We start from the raw sequence: 22,265 nt of genomic DNA, 5'->3' as shown, positions 1-22,265 counted from the left end.
ATGGTAGTGTGGGGCTTCCCCATGTGAGAGTAGGTCATCGTCAAGCTCCTATACGAAACCCCAGATCGCCAACGCGGTCTGGGGTTTCTTCTTTGTGCGTCGGAAAATCGTGGCACACCTTGTGCCATAAGAGACGCCGTTCGCCTGTGTATGTCCGTTGCCGTGGCTCGTCTAGAATAGGTCGATATTACCTGGGGGGCTTCATGTCTGATTCGGCTACCGAGCAGCGGCTAATGACGTTTCCGCTGGAGGCGTTGGTCGCTTGCCATGAGTGCGATCTGCTGATGCACAAGCCGAGCTTGAGCGATGGCGAAAGCGCGGCATGCCCGCGCTGTGGCTATGAACTGTTCCGCCACCGGCACCGCGTGGTCAGGCGCAGTCTGGCACTGGTGATTGCGGCCCTGCTGCTCTATGTACCGGCCAACTTTCTGCCGATCATGCAGCTCAACCTGTTGGGGCAGACCACCGAGGATACAGTCTGGAGTGGCGTTGTAGGGCTCTACAACAGCGGCATGCAGGGCATCGCCCTGGTGGTCTTTCTCTGCAGCATGGCGGTGCCGCTGCTCAAGCTGCTGTGCCAGCTGTTGGTGCTGCTGAGCATTCGCCTGGATTTCGGACGCAGCTATGGTTTGCTGCTCTATCGCATTTATCACCATATGCGCGAATGGGGCATGCTCGAGGTCTATCTGATGGGCATCCTGGTGGCGATAGTCAAGCTGATGGATCTGGCCGACCTGAGCCTCGGTTTGGGATTGTTCTGTTTCGTCGCGCTGCTGCTGGTGCAGGTGTGGCTGGAGGTGACCATGTCGCCACATCAGATCTGGGAAGCCTTGTCCGGGGAGGACATTCATGCGGGCGATTGATGCGGGATTGCTGATTTGCCATGAGTGCCATCAGCTCAACCCCGTCGACCCGGACGTCAAGCACCAGTATTGCAGCCGCTGCGGTGCGCAGGTGCATGCGCGCAGGCCCGACAGTCTGGCACGCACCTGGGCGTTGCTGCTGACCGCGGCGATTCTCTATATCCCGGCCAACCTGTTGCCGATCATGACGGTCAACAGCCTGGGCAAGGGGGCACCGTCGACCATCATGGGTGGGGTGATCGAGCTGATCCAGTACGACATGCTGCCGATTGCCGCGGTGGTGTTCGTCGCCAGTATCCTGGTGCCGACCTTCAAGCTGGTCGGCATCGCCTTGCTGCTGTACTCGGTGCAGCGTCATCAGCCGATGTCGGCGCGCCAGCGCATTCTCATGTATCGCTTCATCGAATGGATCGGCCGTTGGTCGATGCTGGATATCTTCGTCATCGCCATCCTGGTCGCGCTGGTGAACTTCGGCAGCCTGGCCAGCATCGAGCCGAATGCCGGTGCCGCCGCCTTCGCCAGCGTGGTGATTCTGACCATGCTCGCCGCTCTGACCTTCGACCCTCGCCTGATCTGGGACAACACGGAACCTGACCATGACTGATCTGCCAACGGCCAAGACTCGACCGGCTTCCAACTGGTCTGCCATCTGGGTGTTGCCCCTGCTCGCCCTGGCGATAGGGGCCTGGTTGGCCTGGCGCGCCTATTCGCAAGCCGGCATCGAGATTCAGGTGCTGTTCGAGAACGGCTCCGGTATCCAGGTCGGCAAGACCGAGGTGATCTACAAGGGCATCGCCATCGGCAAGGTCACCGAACTGGCGCTCGATCGCAGCGGCGAGCGGCGCGGGGTGATCGCCACGCTGGAGATGGACAAGGACACCGAGCCCCATCTGCTCAGCGGCACGCGCTTCTGGCTGGTCAAGCCCAGCGTGACCCTGGCCGGGATTACCGGGCTGGAGACCCTGGTGTCCGGCAACTACATCGCCGTCAGCCCGGGGGAGGGCGAGCCGGCGCGCAAGTACACCGCGTTGCCCGAGGCGCCGCCGCTGGCGGACGACGTGCCCGGTCTGCACCTGACCCTGCATGCCGAACGCCTCGGCTCCTTGAGCAAGGACAGTCCGGTGTTCTACAAGCAGATCCAGGTCGGTCGGGTGAAGAGCTACGTGTTGGGCGCGGATCAGAGCACGGTCGAGGTGAAGCTGTTCATCGAGCCGCAGTACGCCAGCCTGGTGCGCAAGCACACGCGCTTCTGGAACGCCAGCGGTGTGTCCATCGACGCCGGCCTGACCGGGGTCAAGCTGCGTACCGAGTCGCTGGCCAGCATAGTCGCCGGCGGTATCGCCTTCGCCACGCCGGAGCACCGTAAGGACAGTCCGGCCACCGATCCGAGCATTCCCTTCCGCCTCTACGAGGACTACGACGCGGCGCAGGCCGGTATCCGCGTCGCGCTGAAGCTGCACGACTTCGAAGGCCTGGAGCCGGGACGCACGCCGGTGATGTACAAGGGCATCCAGGTCGGCCACATGAAGACCTTCAAGGTCGATGCCGACCTGGGCGGCGCCCAGGTGGAGCTGATGCTCGACCCGCGTACCGAGGACTACCTGGTCGAGGGCACCGATTTCTGGGTGGTCAGGCCGTCGATCTCGCTGGCCGGCATCACCGGTCTGGAGGCGCTGGTCAAGGGCAACTATATCGCCATTCGTCCCGGCGAAAGCGGCAATCCGCCGCTGCGCGAGTTCGTGGCGCGGCCCAAGGCGCCGCCGCTGGATCTGGGCGCGCCGGGGCTGCACCTGGTGCTGTTCAGCGATAACCTGGGGTCGATGGAGGTGGGTAGTCCGATCCTCTACCGGCAGATCAAGGTGGGCTCGGTGCAGAGCTTCCAGTTGTCGCGCGATGACCGCCAGGTGGTGTTGGGCGTGCACATCGAGCCGGAGTACAGCCATCTGGTCAACTCCTCGACCCGCTTCTGGAATGCCAGCGGCATCACCCTCAAGGGCGGGCTGTCGGGGGTGGAGGTGAAGAGCGAGTCGCTGCAGACCTTGCTGGCCGGCGGCATCGCCTTCGAGACGCCCGAGCCGCAGGCGGCCAGGAGCGACCGGCGGGTGCAGCGTTTCAACCTGTACGCCGATCGCGATAGCGCCCTGCAACCTGGGCAACCGATCAGCATCCGGGTCGCCAATGGCGACGGCCTGCAACCCGGCACGGCGATCCGCTACAAGGGCCTGGAGGTCGGCAAGGTGGAGAGCATGAGCCTCACCGATGACCTGCAGGCCGTGGTGCTGGGCGTGCGCATCACCGAGGCCGCCGAGCGTATCGCCCGCGAGGGCACGCAGTTCTGGGTGATCAAGCCGGAACTGAGTCTGACCCGCGCCGCCAACCTGGGTACCCTGGTCAGCGGTCAGTATCTGGAAGTGCAGCCGGCAGCCAAGCCGGGCGCGCGGCGGCTGGAGTTCACCGCGTTGGGCAGCCCGCCCAGTCAGAGTGCGCGTGAAGAGGGCCTGCGCCTGGTGCTCAGCGCAGCGCGGCGCGGCTCGATCAAGCCCGGCGTACTGGTCAGCTATCGTGAGATCCCGGTGGGCAAGGTGGTGAACTTCGAACTGGGGCCGACCTCGGATCGGGTGCTGATCCATGTGCTGATCGAGCCGCGTTATGCACCGCTGGTGCGCAGTGGCAGCCGCTTCTGGAACGCCAGCGGCATCGGTGTGGATGCCGGGCTGTTCAAGGGCGTCAAGGTGCGGACCGAGTCGCTGGAGGCGCTGATCGAGGGCGGCATCGCTTTCGCCACGCCGAACAACCCGGAAATGGGCGGGCCGGCGCAGCCGGGGCAGACCTTTGCGCTGTTCGATGAGCCCGAGGACGGCTGGATGCAGTGGGCGCCGAAGATCGTGCTGGAGCAGTGAGCAAACCATGGAAATGAAAAAGGCCGCATCGAGCGGCCTTTTTCATTGGGCTTATGAAAGCTTGCGGCTGAAGCCGCTCCTACGGTCGTGTGAACCTTGGGGGGGCTTGAGCTTCAAGCCGGCTCGACCGCTTCTTCCTGCTGCGGCGCCTGCACCTTGGCAGTCTCGCGCGGCTTGATGAACTTCCAGTCCGCCTCGTCGATGTAGATGCCGTTGGGGCCGCTGCCGCCTTCCAAGTCGATGGCCACGTGGGCCGAGACCTGCGGTTTGACCGAAGCCAGGATCGGCACGAAGCCGAGCTGCAGGCTGGTCTCGATCAGGGCCTGCTGGTTGCGTTCGTCGATGTCCGCCGCCTCGTCGAGGTAGTAGGGCAGGCGGATGCGCCCGGCCTGCTCGCGGTCCATCAGGTGCAGCAACAGGTACATGTTGGTCAGTGCCTTGATGGTCATGGTGGTGCCGTTGGATGCGGCGCCATCGATGTCGGTGTGGATGATCGGCTGGCCATGCACCTTGGTGATCTCGAAGGCCAGTTCGAACAGATCCTTCAGGCCCAGCTGGTTGCCGTTGGCGGCGACCAGGCGCGACAGGTAGTCCTTGGCCTCCTCGTTCTTCGCGTCCTGGTCGGCCGATTGCGACAGGTCGAATACCGACAGGGTCTCGCCTTCCTCGTACTGGCCGGCGCTGTGGATGATCTGGTCGATATGGCGCAGGGCTTCCTTGTTTGGCGCCAAGACGATGCGGAAGCTCTGCAGGTTGGAGACCTGGCGCTTGTTGATCTCGCGGTTGAACAGCGCCAGTTGGTGTTCCAGGTTGTCGTAGTCGCTGCGGATATTGCGCAGGGTGCGGGCGATGTCGGTCACCGCGGCACGGCGCGCCTTGGCCAGAGTCAGGGCCTCGTCCTGGCGGTGGGCGTAGGCGTTGACCAGCAGTTGCAGGCGACGCTCGACGTCGTCCTCGCTGTCGAACTTGGCCACGCCTTTCAGGCGCACCTGGGCGTAGAGCGCCTCGATCTGGCCGTCGATGCGCTGCAGCGCCTGCCAGGTGTCCTGGTAGTCGTTGAGCAGCGGCAGCAGGTTGTCCAGCGAGTCGTCCACCGGCTCCATGAACGGCGTGCCGAAGGGCAGGTCGGCCGGCAGCAACTGGCGACGGCGCAGGGCGTCTTCCAGGGTGCGCTCCTTGGCTTCCAGATCGGCCAGTTGACGACCGACCAGTTGCAGCTTGGCGGAGAGTTGCTGCACGCGTTCGGCAAAGGCATCGCTGGCACGCTTGAGTTCGTCCTGCGCGCCTTCCAGTTCGGCCAGGCGTTCCAGCTTCTGCGGCTCTTCGGCAGCCAGGGTCTGGCTCTTGCGGAAGTCCTCCAGGGCCTTCTGCGCGTCCAGCACGGCCTGGTACAGCGTCTCTGCCTGGGCCTTGCTGGCGGCGCGGTCGGCGGCCACCGACTGCTGGGTCTTGAGCTGCTTGAGCTCGCGCTCCAGGCGATCCTTCTGGTCGCGCAGGGCGGCGCGGTCGGCCAGCGCCTGCAAGGCCGGGGGCTCGATATGGCTGAGGTCGATGGACAGGCCCGGCACGGCGAAGGTGTCGCCCTTGAAGCGATCCAGTACCGCCTCGACCGCTTTGACCCAATCGTCGCCGTCGGTCTGGATGCCTTTCTCACCCAGCGGCAGGCTGAACAGCTGACCGTTGAACAGGCGCATCAGGCGGTCGACGTCCTGCTGGCTGAACTCCTCGCGCAGGCGCGAGTAGCTGTTGTTGTCGGCGTGATCAAGCTGCTGCTTGACCGACTTGAGGCGTTTTTCCAGGTCGCGCAGGCGCTCGTCCAGGTCTTCGCTGGAGAACTGGCGCGACTGCGCCAGGGCGCCGGCCAGTTCGTCGTGGGCGTCCTTGGCGGCGAGCAGTTGCTCTTCCAGCACCTTGGCGTTTTCCACCAGGGCGAAGCGGTTCTTCAGCACGGAAAGCTCGCCCAGCCAACGCTGGATCTCGCTGATCTCGCGCTCCAGGCGCATCAGCTCGGCCGTGCCGCCGCGCTGTTCGTTCTGCAGGCCGTCCTGCTCGTTGCGGTAGTGCTCGGCCTGGATCACCAGCTCTTCCTTGCGCGCATCGGCGTAGTCGTGCCAGGTGCCCAGCAGGTTGTCGAGCAGCGGCGAGAGGCGGTGCAGCTTGCCGCGCAGAGTCTCGCGCTGAGTGACGCCCGAGGCCAGTGCCTCGATCAGTGGGCCGGCGGTGACCAGGGCCTGGTAGTCCTGCTCCATGCGGCGCACGTCGCGGAAGGCTTCTTCGGTCGCGGCGATATAGTCGACGCTGCCCGAGCGCAGGCTGTGCTCGAAGGCATCGAGGAACAGCTGTTTGAGCTTGGCGGCGGTGATCTCGCGCATGTGCAGGAGGTTGATAAACAGCGCGCGGAAGGTCTTCAAGCTCTGCTCGCTGGTCGAGCGCAGCGGAATCAGGGTCAGGTCCAGCGGGATGCTGGTGTGACCGCCGACCAGCAGGCGACGCAGTTCGTCGGGCTTGAGTTCGTAGGCGGTGATGCCGGCCTGGCCAAGGTTCTTGAACAGTTCGCGCTGGCGCAGGCAGGTGCCGTTCTGCTGGTAGTGCTCCAGGTCCAGCTCGCCGGCGTAGGCGAAGAACTGGTGGCCGAAGCCGCCACCCGGGCCGCGACCGGCCACGCCGATCACGTGCGGGCCATGGGGCAGGGCGACTTCGACGAGGATGTAGCTGGTGTCGCTGGCGAAGTAGAACTTGCGCGAGGCTTCCAGGCTGTACTTGCCGAAGCTCATGTCCGACATGCGCGCCAGGATGGGGAACTGCAGGGCGTTGATCGAGGCGGATTTGCCCAGGTTGTTGGCGCCGTAGACCGACAGCGGGTTTTCCAGCGGGAACAGGCCGAGGCTGTAGCCGGCGGTGTTCAGCAGGGCGAAGCGGCGGATGCCGTAGCGTTCCTGGCTCATGCGTCCATCTCCTGTGCGGCGCGTTCGTCGGCCATGGCGCGGGCCAGGGCGTCTTCCTCGGATTCTTCGGCGTCGATGGCATCAACCACCTCGGCATCGCCGTCATCGTCCAGCAACACCGGCGCCGGCAGCGGCAGGTCGCTGCTGTGCAGGCTGGCGGCCAGGTCGCGGTCGTGCTGCACCGACAGGCAGACGTCGAGGAAGCGGTGCATCGGCGGCAGGAAGCGATACACGCCGTTGCTGTCCTCGGCGAAGCCGAGCTGGATGAGGCGGCGGATGATCTTGTCTTCCAGCTCCTCGAAGGTGGTGACTTCGGCCTGCAGGAACAGGTCGCGGTACTTGTCCAGCAGCGCCGGCAGCTCGTCACGGCCGATGCTGCCGCCGTCGAGTACGGAGAGCGGGTCGCGGCCCTGGTCAGCCAGATGTTCGACCAGGATAAAGGTGAACAGCGCCAGGCGCTGGGCGGTCTTGTTCACTTGCGGGGCGACCTGCTCGGGGACGAAGTAGTAGAAGCCGCGCGGGTCGCACACCAGCTCGAAACCGAGGGCGCGGAACAGCGCGCGGTACTGGTCCTGCATGCTGGACAGCTGGGCGTAGCACTCCGGCTCGCTGCGCGAGATGTGGTAGCCCTTGAACAGGTCGCGGAAGGCGGCCGCGAGCTGGGTCATTTCTTTTAGATCGATGTTCATGGCAATCCGTTGGCTAGTGGAGCCGAGTAGGGTGCGCCGTGCGCACCGGGTCGTCGGTTATGGTGTGCACAGCGCACCCTACGGAGTCTTGAGCAGGGGGTAGGGTGGACGACGCTTCATCCGTCCACCGCCCGGCAATCGCCAAGGTGGACAAAAAAAGCGTTGTCCACCCTACGTAGTACTCAGGCATTGGGCTGGCCTACCAGGGCATAGGAGCTGAGGCTGACCTCGTGCTCGCGGGTCAGGTACTGGCGGCGTTCCAGGCGTTCACGCTGGAAGCGCGACTCGCGCGACAGCCGCGAGAACCAGTAGAGCAGCTCGTCGGTGGCACCTTCCGGCTCCTGTTCCAGCAGCCAGGCCATCAGGTCCGGCAACGGCAGGGCCTGTTCGCAGCGCTCGATCATTTCCCGCGCGGTCTTCGGCGCCTTGGGCGCGCCGCCCTTGCGGCTGCCGCTGGCCTTGGGGAAATGCGCCGGCTTGGCTTCGAAGCGCGCCAGGGCGTAGACGTAGGCTTCGACCTGGCTGGCGCTGCCGAGGAAGTTGCTCTGCGGCCGGGTGAACAGCGGCATGGCCGCCTGCGGCACGGCGTCGATGCCCTTCTTGCGGATCACCGACAGCGCCAGCGCCGCGCCTCGGGTCACGGCGTTGTGCCGGCGCGCTTCCTCGCGCAGCGGCAGCAGCAGTTCGCGGGCCTTGCGCAGGGTCAGTTGGGCGGTGGTCTGCATTTCCAGGATGCGCGCGTGGGTGCGCAGCAGCAGGTCGTCGTCGACCAGCTGGCCGAGGCGCTGCTGGTCGCCGAGCAGGCGCAGCAGCACCTGCTCGACCCGGCGCACGCCCTGTTCGAAGGCGCCGTCGGCGGCGACCAGTTGGATCATCGGTTCGACATATTCGTCCCAGGTGGCCAGCACCTCGGCGTAGCGCTGGCGCAGGGGAATCTGCCGATCCGAGGTCTTGGCCCGGTCGGCCACACCGACCAGCGCCTGCTCGTCGTTGGCCAGCTTCTTCAGGACATCGCGCACGCGCATATCGAGCAGGCGCAGCTGGCGCGCCAGGTCGTTGGCGTCGCGCACCTCGAAGGCGTCCTGGATGTAGCCGGCCAGGCGCTCCAGGTGGCGCAGGTAGGCTTCGATCTCCAGGCACAGGCCGAGGCGGTGCTCGCGGCGCAGGTAGGCGAGAAAGTCGTGGATCTGCGCGTTGAGCTCGAAGCGGTTGGGGCTCTTGGCCACTGGCACCAGGATGTCCAGGCGAATCCAGGTGTCGAGCAGGGCGGTGGTGTCGCTGGGCGTGGCGTCGGGCAACTGCGCGGCGAGCTGGCTGCGCAGCTCCACCAGGCTCAGGGTGCCGGCGTCGAAACGCTCGCAGAGCGGTTCGAGCAACGTCCAGTGTTCGGCGAGGGCGCGCAAAACGCGCTTGGGATCGATCATCGAGGCGCCGGGTCCAGGCAAGTGAAAAGAGGCGATTGTACTGCAAGGCGGGTGCCGGGTTTGAGCGCGAGTCGATCAGAGGCAGGTGACGCGTTGCGGCACATTGGGACGCGGCGGGCCCGGATGGGCCGGGCAAGTCCTTGATATGGGTGGAAAAAGCGCTGCCTGGCGGCTGGCGCACTTTCTGCAAAGAGCTGCGCGTAGCCTTGCCGCCAGAGTTCGCCCATGCCCGCCACCGCCCTGAGTATCGACGCCTGTTGGCAAGAGTTGCAGCACCAGCGCGACCTGGACTGGGAGCTGGATGCCATCACCGACCGCAGCGAGGCAATCGCCTTTCTCAAGCGCTTCGAAAACCGCCTGTGCATCTATTCCAGCTACGTGGAAAAGCTCTACAGCAACTACAGCTTCGTGGTGCCGCAGGAGGCGGGCAGCATCACCATCCTGCCGGACGAGCTGGCCTGGCACGACACCTTTCACGATATCCCGGCCGACGCCGTGGAAGCCACCGGGGTACATATCCTGCCGGGCGAGGCGGTGGGCGAGACCGGGCTGTACCTCAAGGTGCCGGGCGAGTTTCGCCTGGTGGCCTCGCGCGAGCTGCCGTTCCAGGACGGCCTGCGCCTGCTGATCGAGCGTTACCGCGCACGCGGCGAGCATTTCCTGCCGGTGCTGGTGAAGGGCGATCTGCGCGAGTACGAGGCGCGCATGCCGTCGCTGCACCTGCACCGGATCAACCCGCACAAGCTGGCGCACTGCTCGCAGCTGAGCATCGACGCCATCCGCGGCACTATTGCCGAGCACTTGCTGGCGTTGTTCCGCCAGGGCTGACGGGCGGGTGTTACGCCGCTGTTGCCGGCGGTAACACCGCCGCCCTGATCGCGCCGCGGCAGGCGGCTATTTGACGTCCTTTTCTCGACTATGGGTCGGGCCGTCCTGGCGCAGGCGTCCCTATAGTGGCCATAAGGGTTCGAGTCGGAGCGCTCGACCGCCACCATAAGAAAAGGGGTTCCGCCATGCGCCAGTCCTGCCGTTTCGCCAAACATGCTCTGGCGTTGCTGTGCGCCTCGCTGCTGGTCGCGCCGGTGGCTCAGGCCAAGCTGGAGGAGCTGGCGGACGACGAGCTGTCGGCCGTCACCGGACAGGCGTTTATCAACCTCACCACCGACAGCAATGCAGGTATCAATTACACCCGAGTCAACTTCGGACTGAATATCGATACCCAGCTGAACATCAAGAAACTGCAGCTTGGGCAGTACAACCGGGCCGGCGAGCTAGCGGGTTCCTCCGATATCCTGATCAACAATTTCGCACTGGGGACGGTGGGGCCTAATGACACCGTCAACCCGTTCAAGATCGCCAACCCCTTCCTGGAACTGGCCTACGATGGAAATCGTGTAGTCGGGGTGCGTATCGGTTTCGGTGAGGCCAAGGGCACGCTGTCTGGCGATATCCAGAGCCTGACCGGCAACATCCCTGTGCATATCAAGGGCACGGGCGATGCCATCTACAACAAGTCGAATTTACTGCAGCAGAGCGCGCTGTTTCTGGCCGGCGTGTACCGCAGCAGCATCGTCGAAGCCGATGCCATATTGGTCAATTCCGGCGGGGCGGCCGATCCGGTTAGGGGCACCATGGCCGGTATCAAGAACGGTGACGGGCTCAACTGTACCTCGGGCTGCGCCGGGGGCTGGACCGATGCACTGCTGGGCGGGTTCGCTTCCAACAACTGCAGCATTCTGGGCATCCAGACCTGCTTCAATCTCTCCCAGTTCCAGTCACTGCCGGTGGGCAATACCAGCGATATGTCCAACATGCAGAACGCGGCCAAGGGTTTCTTCATCTCCCTACAGACCCAGGACGTGGCCTGGCGGGATATGGACAGCAACGCCTTCGTCACCGCACTTCAGGGCGCGTTCATGAACCTGCCCAAGTACCGCGACGCCAACGGTAATCTGGTCTCGCCGATCAATATCAATTTCGACCAGGCATTCAACGGCATTCCCCGGCAGGACACCTGCCTGGGCAGTGCAACGGCGGGGTGCTGAGCATGAGCATGAGGCGCTACCTGCTGCTGGCGGTCGCATTGCCGGCTGCAATGGCCCAGGCCATGGAACCCCTGAGCGATCAGGAACTCTCCGACGTGCAGGGCGCCGGTCTGGGCTTCGTGCTGGATCAGGTGCTGCTGGATGGCTCCGGCGCGCAGATCGTGATCAACGACATCACCAACGACCAGGGGCAGAACGTCCCCATTTCGTTGAAGAACCTCTACCTGGGCGCCGCCGGCAGCAACAAGGGCAGCAATCTCAACCCGGTGACCATCGGCAGCCTCGACCATCCCTTCGAGCTGGAACTGGCCAAGGGCGAGGAGCTGCGCACCTTGCGCGACGACGGTCAGTGGGTGCAGACCACGCCCAGCAATGTCGCCGTGCTGTCGTTCAACTTCCCCGAGCGGCTGACCGCCGGCGGCAACCCCTGTATCGCCAGTTACGCCGGCGCCGGCTCCAATTGCTCGACCGCGCCGAGCGGGCGCGCCGATCTGGGCATGCGCTTCGACTTCCAGGTGGCGGCCGGGCGTACCGAGATGCTCGCCCTGGACTTCCACCAACTGGTGATGGACGGCTCCTACCTGCGCCTGTGGGGCGACCCCGGACAGAACGGCAACGGCGAGCTGGTCGGCGAGGCGCGGGTGAATATCTTCGCCAAGACCCTGGAGATCATGTCCTGCGCCCAGGCCAACTGCGATACCGCCGGCGAGACCGCCGCCCAGCGCGGCGCGCGCACCCTCTATATCACCAACGGCTACGCCAATATCGCCCTGGGCTACGGCAAGTCGCAACCGTTGCGCCTGCGCTCCAGCGCCGACGGCCAGTTCGTGCTGGAACTGCAGAACCCCACTGCCGCTGGCACCAGCGCGGCACAACGCCAGGCCCTGGCGACCGATTTCTACGCCAACGCGCCGCGCACCAATCTGGTGTTCGAGAACCTGACCGTCGGCGGCACGCGCAGCAGCCCCACCGCGATTCCCACCGGCGGCTACAACTTCGGGCGCAACGAGATTTCCGGGCTGAGCTTCAACTACCTCAAGGTGAGCAGCTATGACCTGCGCTAGCCGAAGCATGGCGTTGCTGGCGCTGCTGCCGGCGCTGGCCCTGGCCGAACTGCAGCCGCTGGACGACAGCGCCCTCAGCCAGATGAGCGGCCAGGGCGGGGTCTACCTGTCCGGCGAGTTCAGCATCAACAAGGACGGCGGCGTGCTCTGGGATACCCCGGCGAGCAACGACCCGGCGCTGTGGACGGCCAACCAGCGCAGCTGCGCCCTGGCCGGCGCGGCCAGCCCGGAGAGCTGCGGCCTGCGCCTGGCGATTCGTTCCGGCGCCAATGCCGGCTGGTACGTGCTGGACAACCTCAAGGGCATCTTCAGCTTCGAGGGCCTGACCCTCGACACCCGCACCCTGACCGGCGCGGGCGGCGAGCAGGAGGTGCTGGCGCTCGGCCTGCCCAACGAAATCCGCTTCAAGGACGGCAACTTCGCCTTCGGCGTGGCCAGCCAGGGCGGCTGGAAGAACAAGGCGCTGAGTGCCGCCAACGGCGGCGACCCCAGCTATCAGCAGACCAATATCTTCTCGGCCAAGATCGACGGCAGCATCCGCATGCAGGGCAGCGTGCTGATCTTCCCGACCAATTGAGGAGCCGCATCATGCAGCGTCACGCTTGGCTTTCAGCGCTCCTGCTGGGCAGCTCGCCGGTCTGGGCCATGCAGGCGCTGGACGACGACAGCCTGGCCGGCGTCAGCGGCCAGGGCGGCATCAGCATCGAAACCAGCGGCGGCGGCTGGTCGGCGGGCAGCGTCGAGTATCGCGACGACGGCCAGAGCCTGCGCCTGGAAGGCGTCTCCAGTCGCCCGCAGCAAGCCGGTAGCAGCTCGACCACGCAGCTCGACGTGGTCGACGAGCGGTTGCAGATCGAGCATCAGGGCCGGCCCAACGAACTGGCGATCAGCAATGTTGGCTTCGCCGGCAGCGACAAGAGCTTCGGCGCCTTCCGCGCCTTCTACAGCCTGGGCGCCAGCCTCAAGCTGCGTGGCGGCGGCGCCAGAGGGGTTGCCGGTTTCAGCCTCGACGACAGCCGCCTGAGCCTGGATGCGGTGACCTTCTACTACCGCGACAACGGCCTCGACCTGATCGTGCGCGACCTGTCCTTCGACACCTATTTGAACAACGCCTATCTGGACATAGTCGGCGGCGGCGACGGTTCGGCGATCCGCCTCGACCTGGGCGACTCGCGCTTCGTCGGCCATATCGGCGCGATCAACCTCGACCTGGCCCACGGCGACCCCGTGGCCGGTGTCGCGGTCACCCCGGGCGCGCCGGATACGCGGCACCCCGAGCACGCGCGCAGCTTCGGCCAGCTGGACATGGACCTGCGCCTGGGCGGCAGCATCCGCATCGCCGGCGGCGGCGCCACTGGCGAGGGGCTGCGCCTGATCCCGCAGATCACCATTGCCAACAGCCTGTTTCAGTACCGGGACGACGGCGTGCTGCGCGCGGAGAACTTCGCCGGCGTGCTCAGCAGCCAGAACGGCATCACCCTCGACCTGGGCGAGGACGGCAGCGGCCGCTATGCGCAACTGGCCTTTCAGGACCTCAAGCTCAATGCCAGCCTCGGCGGCCTGATCATCGGCAACCCGAGCAACCAGAAGATCGGCAGCCTGGCGCTGGAGCTCAATTTCCAGGATCAGGGCGCGCGGCAGAACTGGTTCAGGCTGCGCCCCGGCGGCGATCCCAATTCCGGGCTCAAGGGCATCAGCGCGGGTCTGTCGTGGAACATGGTCAGCAGCTCGGTCTCGCTCACCGATAACGGCAACAGCCTGTGGTTCAGCGGCCTGCGCACCCATGGCAGTGGCCAGCTCAGCCTGGATCTGACCAAGAGCTGCGCCGGCGGCGTCAGCGCCGGCTGCTACGCCGGCAGCGCCAATACCCAGCCGGGCAGCGGCGGCTACGACGGCCACTTCGACGGCCTGCGCCTGGGCTTGAAGAATGTGGTCGGCAGCTACAGCTTCGACGGCCTGCGCGTCGGCACGGCCGATGCGCCGCTGCAGGGCGGCACCGAACTGCTGGTGCTGCTGGAAATCTTCCCGGCCTACGATTTCACCCTCAACGGCCAGCTGACCATCCGCCCCGGCGGCGCCAGCGGCGACGGCCTGCGCTACAACGCCGACTTCCTGATCAGCGACGCCAACGCGGCGATCACCGTCGACGAGAGCGGCAAGGGCCTGTGGCTGTCCGGCACCCGCTACGACATGCACTTTCGCGACGGTTCGCTGGACGTGACCCAGGACGGCGTGCAACTGAACAAGGGCACCTACTGGTCGACCCTGGACGTCAATGACCTGCGCTGGGGCGACCGCCATAGCGGCCACAGCCTCGGCCGCATCGTGCTGCGCCGCTACGAGCAGGGCTCCACCCTCAGCCTCAGCTCCGGCGGCGCCGGCGCGCTGTGCGTCGGCGGCAGCGGCGCCAATGCCTCGGCCTGTTCGGCCAGCGGCGGGCGCTGGGAGGACCGCGGCAACGAGGGCCTGACCGCCGGGCTGAAGAACGTCTTCGTCCGCGACGCCTCGGGCAATCCGGCGGGCAGCGTCTCGGCCAGCGAGAAGCGCAACCAGCTGATCATCGAGACCGATCGGGTAAACGGGGTCAACGGCAGCGGCGCGCAGCTGGTGGTGGACAACTTCCACACCTCCGATGCCAATCCGGCCGACGCCAATGCCAACAGCTACGGCGTGCGCGTCGACCTCAACCTCGACGTGGCACCTACCAAGGTCTGCGACAAGGGCGCCAGCGGCTGCCCGCCGGTGACGCCCGACCCGTTGGGCTTCGCCGTCAACGGCCGGGTGCACTTCAAGGAGATCAACATCGACCGCATCCAGAACGTCCACCCCACCGGCGGCGCGGTCACCTCGATGTACGGCATGAAGCTGCAGAACGCCGATATCCGCGCCAACCTGACCGCCACGCCGATCAACTGAAGGCCGGCGGTCACGCCCCTGTCATGGCAGGCCCGTAGGGTGCGCTATGCGCACCGAGGCTTCGTACACCCCGGCGCGCACGGCGCCCCCTGCATTGGCTTCTGCCGAAGCAACCGGTAATCGCCCGTTGTACAAAAAATCTCCAATGCCCTTTCGATATTTGTCGGTAATCGGCACAATTCGCGTCCACTTTTTTCTGGGGGGTCGCAAGGCCCTTCATCGGCCGACCTTGCGGGGGCTACGAGATGATCCAAACGCCGTACTACCTCATCGACAAACAGAAGCTTCTGGTCAACCTGGAGAAGATCGCCTACGTGCGCGAGAACTCCGGGGCCAAGGCGCTGCTGGCGCTGAAATGCTTCGCCACCTGGTCGGTGTTCGACCTGATGCAGCAGTACATGGACGGCACCACCTCGTCCTCGCTCTACGAGCTCAAGCTCGGCCGGCAGAAGTTCGCCGGCGAGACCCACGCCTACAGCGTGGCCTGGGCCGACGACGAGATCGAAGAGATGGTCGCCAACTGCGACAAGATCATCTTCAACTCCATTGGCCAGCTCGAGCGCTTCGCCGCGGCCACCGAAGGCACCATCCGCGGCCTGCGGGTCAATCCGCAGGTGAGCAGCTCCGACTACCTGCTGGCCGACCCGGCGCGCCCGTTCAGCCGCCTCGGCGAGTGGGACCCGGAGAAGATCGCCAAGGTCATGGGGCAGATCAGCGGTTTCATGTTCCACAACAACTGCGAGAATGCCAGCTTCGAGCTGTTCGACCAGATGCTGACCCGCATCGAGGAGCGCTTCGGCCACCTGATCGCCCAGGTCGAGTGGGTCAGCCTCGGCGGCGGCATCCACTTCACCGGCGAGGGTTACCCGATCGATGCCTTCTGCGCGCGGTTGAAAGCCTTCTCGGAAAAATACGGTGTGCAGGTGTATCTGGAGCCGGGCGAAGCGGCGATCACCCTGAGCGCCTCGCTGGAAGTGACCGTGCTCGACACCCTGTACAACGGCAAGCACCTGGCCGTGGTCGACAGCTCCATCGAAGCGCATATGCTCGACCTCTTGATCTACCGCCTCAATGCCAAGATGGCGCCGAACGACGGCGAACACAGCTACATGGTCTGCGGCAAATCCTGCCTGGCCGGCGATATCTTCGGCGAATACCAGTTCGACAAGCCGCTGCAGATCGGCGATCGGCTGTCGTTCATCGACGCGGCGGGTTACACCATGGTCAAGAAGAACTGGTTCAACGGCCTGAAGATGCCGTCCATCGTGGTGAAACAACTCGACGGTAGCGTCGAGGTGGTGCGCCAGTTCGAGTTCGACGACTACCTGTCGAGCCTCAGCTGACAGGTTCAAGTCACGTAGGGTGGACGACGCTTCATCCGTCCACCATTTGCCAAGCGATGGTGGATGAAAAGAGCGTCATCCACCCTACGATTCATCAAACGCTTTCAATAACGCAGTACTAGGAGGTGGAACAATTGAAGAAGAATGTCCTGATCATTGGTGCAGGAGGTGTTGCCAAGGTGGTGGCCCATAAGTGCGCGCAACACAATGACGAGTTAGGTCGCATTGCAATTGCGTCGCGCAACATCTCCAAATGCCAGGCCATCATCGACAGCGTGCAGGCAAAGGGCGGTCTCAAGCAGCCCGGCGAGATCAAGGCCTATGCGCTGAACGCCCTGGACGTGGAAGCGACCAAGGCACTGATCCGCGAAACCGAATCGCAGATCGTCATCAACGTCGGTTCGGCGTTCCTCAACATGTCCGTGCTGCGCGCCTGTATCGACACCGGCGTCGCCTATCTGGACACCGCCATCCACGAAGATCCGAGCAAGATCTGTGAAACCCCGCCGTGGTACGGCAACTACGAGTGGAAGCACCTGGCCGAATGCCAGGAGAAAGGCGTGACCGCCATCCTCGGCGTCGGCTTCGACCCGGGCGTGGTCAACTCCTATGCCGCTCTGGCGCAACAACAGTACTTCGACAAGATCGAGTCGATCGACATCCTCGACGTCAACGCCGGTTCGCACGGCAAGTACTTCGCCACCAATTTCGACCCGGAAATCAATTTCCGCGAATTCACCGGCACGGTCTACAGCTGGCAGAACAGCCAGTGGGTGAGCAACCGCATGTTCGAAGTCAAACGCACCGACGATCTGCCGGTGGTGGGCGAACAGAACCTGTACCTGACCGGCCATGACGAGGTGCACTCGCTGTCCAAGCACCTCGACGTACCGAACGTGCGCTTCTGGATGAGCTTCGGCGACCACTACATCAACGTGTTCACCGTGCTGAAGAACCTCGGCCTGCTCTCCGAGCAGCCGGTCAAGACCGCTGAAGGTCTCGAAGTGGTACCGCTCAAGGTGGTCAAGGCCGTGCTGCCCGATCCCGCCTCGCTGGCGCCGGGCTACAGCGGCAAGACCTGCATCGGCGACCTGGTAAAAGGCACGAAAGACGGTAAGCAGACTGAGCTGTTTATCTACAACGTCGCCGACCACGAAGAAGCCTTCGCCGAGACCGACAGCCAGGGCATCTCCTACACCGCCGGTGTGCCGCCGGTCGCCGCTGCCCTGCTGGTGGCGCGTGGCGAGTGGGATGCCAAGCGCATGGTCAACGTCGAGGAGCTGCCGGCCGAGCCGTTCTTGAAGCTGCTGGACGTGATGGGCCTGCCCACCCGCATCAAGGACGAGCACGGCGACCGTCCCTGGGATCAGCCGCTCTGATTGGCTGCGCCTAGCGCACAGGATCGGCAAACGCCCGCCACTTGGCGGGCGTTTTGTTTTCCACCGGTACCATCGGCGTGCACTGCCCCATGGTGGATGTAAAAAGCGACATCCACCCTACGAGCCGCAGCTGTGCCTTCCCGGCCCGCCCATTTCACGCGACAATCGGCCGATTACAGACGCCCCCACGAAGGGCGCCCCGGCAGCCGTGAGGAAACCCCTATGAGCAGCAACGATCGCGTCATCATCTTCGACACCACCCTGCGCGACGGCGAGCAGAGCCCCGGCGCCTCCATGACTGGCGAGGAGAAGCTGCGCATCGCCAAGGCCCTGGAGCGCCTGCGGGTGGACGTGATCGAGGCCGGTTTCGCCATCGCCAGCCCGGGGGACTTCGCCGCGGTCAAGGCGATCGCCGACAACATCAAGGACAGCACCGTGTGCAGCCTGTCGCGCGCGGTGGACGCCGACATCGAGCGCGCCGCCGAGGCGCTGGCCGGGGCCAACTCCGGGCGCATCCACACCTTTATCGCCACCAGCCCGATCCATATGCAGTACAAGCTGCGCATGCAGCCGGATGACGTGGTGGCCCAGGCCGTGCGCGCGGTGAAGAAGGCGCGCAACCTGTGCAGCGACGTGGAGTTCTCCTGCGAGGACGCCGGCCGCTCGGAGATCGACTTCCTCTGCCGCATCATCGAGGCGGCCATCGACGCCGGCGCGCGCACCATCAACATCCCCGACACCGTCGGCTACGCCATCCCGCACCAGTACGCCGATACCATCCGCCAGTTGCTCGAGCGCGTGCCCAATGCCGACAAGGCGATCTTCTCGGTGCACTGCCACAACGACCTGGGCCTGGCCGTGGCCAACTCCCTGGCCGCCGTGGTGGCCGGCGCGCGCCAGGTCGAGTGCACCATTAACGGCCTCGGCGAGCGGGCCGGCAACGCCGCGCTGGAAGAGATCGTCATGGCGATCAAGACCCGCCAGGACCTGCTCGGCGTGCACACCAACATCGACACCCCGCATATCCTTAGCACCTCGCGTATGGTCTCCGGCATCACCGGCTTCCCGGTGCAGCCGAACAAGGCCATAGTCGGTGCCAACGCCTTCGCCCACGAGTCCGGCATCCACCAGGACGGCGTGCTCAAGCACCGCGAGACCTACGAGATCATGTCGGCCCAGTCGGTGGGCTGGAACACCAACAAGATGGTCATGGGCAAGCACTCCGGGCGCGCCGCCTTCCGCTCGCGCCTGGACGAGCTGGGCATAGTCCTGGCCGGCGAGGCCGAGCTGAACGCCGCCTTCGCCCGCTTCAAGGAGCTGGCCGACAAGAAGCACGAGATCTTCGACGAGGACCTGCAGGCGCTGGTCTCCGACACCCTGGCCGAGGAGGCGCCGGAGCACTTCAAGCTGGTCACCCTGGAAGTGGCGAGCAAGACCGGCGAGGTGCCGCAGGCGCAGATCGTGGTCAGCGTCGAGGGCAACGAACGGCGTGCCGGCGCCCAGGGCTCCGGCCCGGTGGATGCCACCTTCAAGGCCATCGAGGCCATCGCCGCCTCCGAGGCCAGCCTGCTGCTGTATTCGGTCAATGCCATCACCCAGGGCACCGACTCGCAGGGCGAGGTCACCGTGCGCCTGGAGAAGGGCGGGCGCATCGTCAACGGCAACGGCGCCGACACCGATATCCTGGTGGCCTCGGCCAAGGCCTATATCAACGCGCTGAACCTGATGCAGGTCGGGCAGAAGGCGCACCCGCAAGTGGAGGGCGTGTGATCCCCGAACTCCGTCGGCGCGCCTACCTGGGCGCCATGCAGGTGGCCAGCTGGCTGCCGCGCACCGTATTGCCCTTCGCCGCGCCGTCGCGGCCGGAACTGCTGGCGCCGCCGCAGGCGGAAATAGAGGTCGAGACGCCGGCCGAGCCGGTCGCCGCCGCCCCGGTGGTAGCCCGCGAAACCTTGCCGGCGCCCGCTGCCGAGCGAGCGAGGATCGAGGTGCCGCGCCCCGCTGCCCAGCCGCGCCAGGCCGCCGCGGTGGTCGAGGAGGCTGCGTCGGTGGAGGAAAAGCCGGCCCGCGTTGCCGCGCCGCCACCGCGATTCGCCCTGCAACTGTTGCGCGCCGGCGACTGCGCGCTGCTGGTGGAACTGCCCACCGGCGAGCCGTTCCAGAGCCGTGACCCGGCCTACATCCTGCTCAAGGACCTGCTGCGCGCCGCCGGCCTGCCGGACAGCCCGCAACTGCTCGGCGAGCCGGTGCGCTGGCCGCTGCTGGTGCGCGGCAACCTGGACCAGGGCCCGCAGGCGGCGCTGGAGTTCGTGCAGAGCTTCGTCGCCGCGCGCCTGGAGGAGCAGCCCAGCACCTGTCTGTGGCTGGTCGGCCTGCCGGCCATTCGCTTCGCCGGTGAGGGCGACGCACAGAGCTACAACCGCGAGCTGCAGATCGAGGGCCTCGGCGCTTGTTGGGCGCTGCCGGGCCTGGAGCTGCTGATGGAAGAGCCGGCGCGCAAGCGCGAGTTGTGGCAAGCCATGCAGCGGGTGCGCCAGCGCTGGCTGGCCTGATACGATCAGCTGCGCGTCGGCCCTGCTGCGTTGAAAACAGGTTCGGAATGCTCATGTACAAAAGTACACTCCGCTTCCTCACCTCTTTTCGCCTTGCATGGCTCTAGCTCGCAAGATCGTGAATATTTCCGAGTATCTCAATGAGCGATGCGATTTCCTTCCGCCCCATGACCGAGGCGGATCTCGATGCCGTACTGAAGATCGAATACGCCGCCTTCAGCCACCCCTGGACCCGTGGCATCTTCACCGACAGCCTCAAGTCCTATAACTGCTGGCTGATGTTCGAGGGCGGCCAGCAGGTCGGCCACGGCGTGATCAACCTGATCCTCGACGAAGCGCACCTGCTCAATATCACCGTCAAGCCGGAAAGCCAGGGGCGCGGCCTCGGCCTGCGCCTGCTCGAACATTTGATGAAAGAGGCCCATGAGCTGGGCGGTCGCGAGTGCTTCCTCGAAGTGCGCGCCAGCAACCAGAGCGCCTACCGCCTGTACGAGCGCTATGGCTTCAACGAAGTCGGCCGGCGCCGCGACTACTACCCGGCGGTGGGAGGTCGTGAAGACGCGCTGGTGATGGCTTGCACCCTGGTCGATTGAGGTTGTTGGCGTAGGGTGGATCACGCTTTACCGATCCACCGCTGTGGTGGATGTGAAAAGCGACATCCACCCTACGCGCTGATTTGCCCTACATCGGCGTATGGATCGGTGCGCCAATGGTTGTTGGTCCGCTGGTCACCCCGGATGGCCATCGACCCGCGCCCGGCACAGCAGCGGCGCGTAGTGGACGACGAACAGGGCGAAGGCCAGCCCCCAGCAAACGGCCGCCAGCCACAGCCAGCTGCCGCCCGCCGCCACCCGGATCAAGGCGCCCAGGTTGAGCACGGCAAAGGCCCAGGCCATGGCCTTGGGCGGCTGCAGCGGCCGCCCAGTATGGCCGAGGCTGACCCGCGCCATCATCGCCAGAACCAGCCCGCCCAGGGCGCCGACCGCCAGCGCATGGCTGGCCGGGCTGGGCTGCGCCAGCCAACCCAGGTGCCAGGAGGCCATGCCGAGGGTGGCGACCAGCAGCCAGGCGTAGGCCAGGTGCAGCGACCACAGCAACGGCACGCGCCAGATGCCCGGCAGGTGCCAGTGCCACAGGCGCAGGCCGTGCAGCGCCGCCAGCAGGGCGAAGGGCAGCGTCAGCCAGGGCTGCGCCTGCAGGTTGTGGCCGCTGGCGAACAGCGCGGCGACCAGCAGACCGCCAGCCAGCAGCAGCCGATCCCGCCAGGGCTGGGCGGCGAAGGCCTCGACCCGGCCCAGGCCGCGCTGGGTGAAGAAGGGAATCACCCGTCCGCCGATCAGGCTCAGCAGCACCGCGATCAACCACAGCGCCGCCAGGGCGCCGCGCCGTTGCAGCGCGTCGTCGCCCAGGGCCAGGCCGGCGAGGGTCAGGCCCTGGCACAGGCCGAGCAGGCTCAGCACCAGCAGGATCGGGTAGTTGTTGCGCTGGCGGGTGGCGATCAGCTGGCGCGCCAGCTGCGCGAGCAGCAGGGCGACAAAGGCCAGCTGGGCGGCGATCAGCACCCCCAGCGCCAGCGGTAGGAACCAGACCAGCCGTGCCGCCAGCCACAGGGCGAACAGCGCGATCAGTGGCCGCCCACTCAAGCCCGGGCGGCCGGTCCAGTTCTGCACCGCGGTGAGCAGGAAGCCGGCGATGATCGCCAGGGCGAAGCCGAAAGGCATCTCGTGGCGGTGCCAGGCGAGCAGGCCGCCGGGCACCTGCGGCGCGCTGAGCAGCCCCTGCAACACCGCGGTCCAGAGGGCGACGGCGAGCAGGGCCAGCAGCGCGCCGGCGAGAAAGAACGGGCGAAAGCCCAGGCGCCACAGCGGAGCAATCGCCAGCGCGCGGTTGCGATCAAGCAGTTGCATGCTGCTGTTCCCCTCGCCGCAGGCCGTGCTTCGCCCCCAGACGCAGCACATAGCCGAGCTTGAGCAGGCCGGGGCCGATGATGGTCAGGCTATGCGCCAGCACCAGGCTGGCCAGGTTCAACCTGGACTCCAGGCCATAGGCCGCCAGCAGACCGAACAGCAGCAGGCCGAGGCCGGCCAGCAGCAGTTGGCTGGACAGACGCAGCAACTGCTGCGGGGCGAGCGGGAACATGATGCA

The 22,265-nt window shown here is 65.7% G+C and carries 18 protein-coding genes; 13 read left to right on the top strand and 5 right to left on the bottom strand.

Going from position 1 to position 22,265, the window contains the following annotated elements:
• Window positions 1–203 precede the first annotated feature (203 nt).
• From ACIGFL_RS22300 to ACIGFL_RS22290, 3 genes are read left to right on the top strand one after another with little or no spacing between them, the layout of a single operon-like run.
• A complete protein-coding gene (locus ACIGFL_RS22300) occupies window positions 204–863 on the top strand; it encodes a paraquat-inducible protein A (RefSeq protein ID WP_397498608.1) in 660 nt (219 codons plus the stop codon).
• Window positions 850–1,467, top strand: a complete 618-nt coding sequence (locus tag ACIGFL_RS22295) for a paraquat-inducible protein A (RefSeq protein WP_031304153.1) — start codon at window positions 850–852, stop codon at window positions 1,465–1,467. The genes ACIGFL_RS22300 and ACIGFL_RS22295 overlap by 14 nt, the downstream gene beginning before the upstream one ends.
• Window positions 1,460–3,763 (top strand): PqiB family protein, encoded by a 2,304-nt coding sequence (locus ACIGFL_RS22290; RefSeq protein WP_122108889.1) that lies wholly within the window; start codon window positions 1,460–1,462, stop codon window positions 3,761–3,763. The genes ACIGFL_RS22295 and ACIGFL_RS22290 overlap by 8 nt, the downstream gene beginning before the upstream one ends.
• 113 nt (window positions 3,764–3,876) lie before the next feature.
• Here ACIGFL_RS22290 and mksF read toward each other — a convergent pair whose 3' ends face one another.
• From mksF to mksB, 3 genes are all read right to left on the bottom strand, one after another.
• Entirely contained in the window at window positions 3,877–6,708 is a 2,832-nt protein-coding gene (gene mksF / locus ACIGFL_RS22285; RefSeq protein WP_397498607.1) for an Mks condensin complex protein MksF, read from the bottom strand.
• Window positions 6,705–7,397: an Mks condensin complex protein MksE gene (gene mksE, locus ACIGFL_RS22280; RefSeq protein ID WP_397498606.1), complete on the bottom strand. Its 693-nt coding sequence runs from the start codon at window positions 7,395–7,397 to the stop codon at window positions 6,705–6,707. Before mksE ends, mksF begins: the two co-directional genes overlap by 4 nt.
• Before the next feature lie 182 nt (window positions 7,398–7,579).
• Window positions 7,580–8,821: an Mks condensin complex protein MksB gene (gene mksB / locus ACIGFL_RS22275; protein WP_397498605.1), complete on the bottom strand. Its 1,242-nt coding sequence runs from the start codon at window positions 8,819–8,821 to the stop codon at window positions 7,580–7,582.
• A 225-nt stretch (window positions 8,822–9,046) separates the two neighbouring features.
• Here mksB and ACIGFL_RS22270 point away from each other — a divergent pair, with 225 nt between their 5' ends.
• The 10 genes from ACIGFL_RS22270 to rimI all read left to right on the top strand — a co-directional run bounded on the left by ACIGFL_RS22270 (window position 9,047) and on the right by rimI (window position 20,713).
• Complete coding sequence (locus tag ACIGFL_RS22270; RefSeq protein WP_021446240.1) at window positions 9,047–9,649, top strand: hypothetical protein; 603 nt, start codon at window positions 9,047–9,049, stop codon at window positions 9,647–9,649.
• Window positions 9,650–9,834: 185 nt separating this feature from the next.
• Window positions 9,835–10,866, top strand: coding sequence for a DUF6160 family protein (locus ACIGFL_RS22265; protein WP_397498604.1), 1,032 nt, complete (start codon window positions 9,835–9,837; stop codon window positions 10,864–10,866).
• 8 nt (window positions 10,867–10,874) lie between these two features.
• Window positions 10,875–11,930: a hypothetical protein gene (locus tag ACIGFL_RS22260; RefSeq protein WP_256679212.1), complete on the top strand. Its 1,056-nt coding sequence runs from the start codon at window positions 10,875–10,877 to the stop codon at window positions 11,928–11,930.
• Entirely contained in the window at window positions 11,917–12,507 is a 591-nt protein-coding gene (locus tag ACIGFL_RS22255; RefSeq protein WP_031304159.1) for a DUF6160 family protein, read from the top strand. The genes ACIGFL_RS22260 and ACIGFL_RS22255 overlap by 14 nt, the downstream gene beginning before the upstream one ends.
• An 11-nt stretch (window positions 12,508–12,518) precedes the next feature.
• Window positions 12,519–14,846, top strand: coding sequence for a DUF6160 family protein (locus ACIGFL_RS22250; RefSeq protein ID WP_397498603.1), 2,328 nt, complete (start codon window positions 12,519–12,521; stop codon window positions 14,844–14,846).
• A 245-nt stretch (window positions 14,847–15,091) separates the two neighbouring features.
• The gene (locus ACIGFL_RS22245) at window positions 15,092–16,189 is read left to right on the top strand and encodes a carboxynorspermidine decarboxylase (RefSeq protein ID WP_021443895.1); all 1,098 of its coding nucleotides are present in this window, start codon (window positions 15,092–15,094) and stop codon (window positions 16,187–16,189) included.
• A gap of 134 nt (window positions 16,190–16,323) precedes the next feature.
• Window positions 16,324–17,568 carry a saccharopine dehydrogenase family protein gene (locus ACIGFL_RS22240; RefSeq protein WP_031303084.1) on the top strand — a complete coding sequence of 415 codons (1,245 nt, stop codon included), beginning with the start codon at window positions 16,324–16,326 and terminating at the stop codon, window positions 17,566–17,568.
• A gap of 222 nt (window positions 17,569–17,790) precedes the next feature.
• Entirely contained in the window at window positions 17,791–19,338 is a 1,548-nt protein-coding gene (locus ACIGFL_RS22235; protein ID WP_122108880.1) for a 2-isopropylmalate synthase, read from the top strand.
• A complete protein-coding gene (locus ACIGFL_RS22230; protein ID WP_397498602.1) occupies window positions 19,335–20,120 on the top strand; it encodes an energy transducer TonB in 786 nt (261 codons plus the stop codon). The genes ACIGFL_RS22235 and ACIGFL_RS22230 overlap by 4 nt, the downstream gene beginning before the upstream one ends.
• A 140-nt stretch (window positions 20,121–20,260) precedes the next feature.
• Window positions 20,261–20,713, top strand: coding sequence for a ribosomal protein S18-alanine N-acetyltransferase (rimI, locus tag ACIGFL_RS22225; protein ID WP_397498601.1), 453 nt, complete (start codon window positions 20,261–20,263; stop codon window positions 20,711–20,713).
• 135 nt (window positions 20,714–20,848) lie between these two features.
• On the opposite strand, the gene ACIGFL_RS22220 is transcribed toward rimI, so the two are convergent.
• On the bottom strand, window positions 20,849–22,027 hold the full coding sequence (locus ACIGFL_RS22220; protein ID WP_397498600.1) for an NnrS family protein: 1,179 nt from the start codon (window positions 22,025–22,027) through the stop codon (window positions 20,849–20,851).
• A complete protein-coding gene (locus tag ACIGFL_RS22215) occupies window positions 22,014–22,259 on the bottom strand; it encodes a transmembrane sensor/regulator PpyR (RefSeq protein WP_397498599.1) in 246 nt (81 codons plus the stop codon). The genes ACIGFL_RS22220 and ACIGFL_RS22215 overlap by 14 nt, the downstream gene beginning before the upstream one ends.
• Between the last annotated feature and the right edge of the window lie 6 nt (window positions 22,260–22,265).

Origin of the sequence: Pseudomonas sp. NPDC077649 (assembly GCF_044542855.1) — a bacterium.
GTDB lineage: Bacteria > Pseudomonadota > Gammaproteobacteria > Pseudomonadales > Pseudomonadaceae > Aquipseudomonas.
The sequence above is the reverse complement of the archived record's forward strand: the minus strand, read 5'-3'. Positions and strand labels throughout refer to the sequence as shown.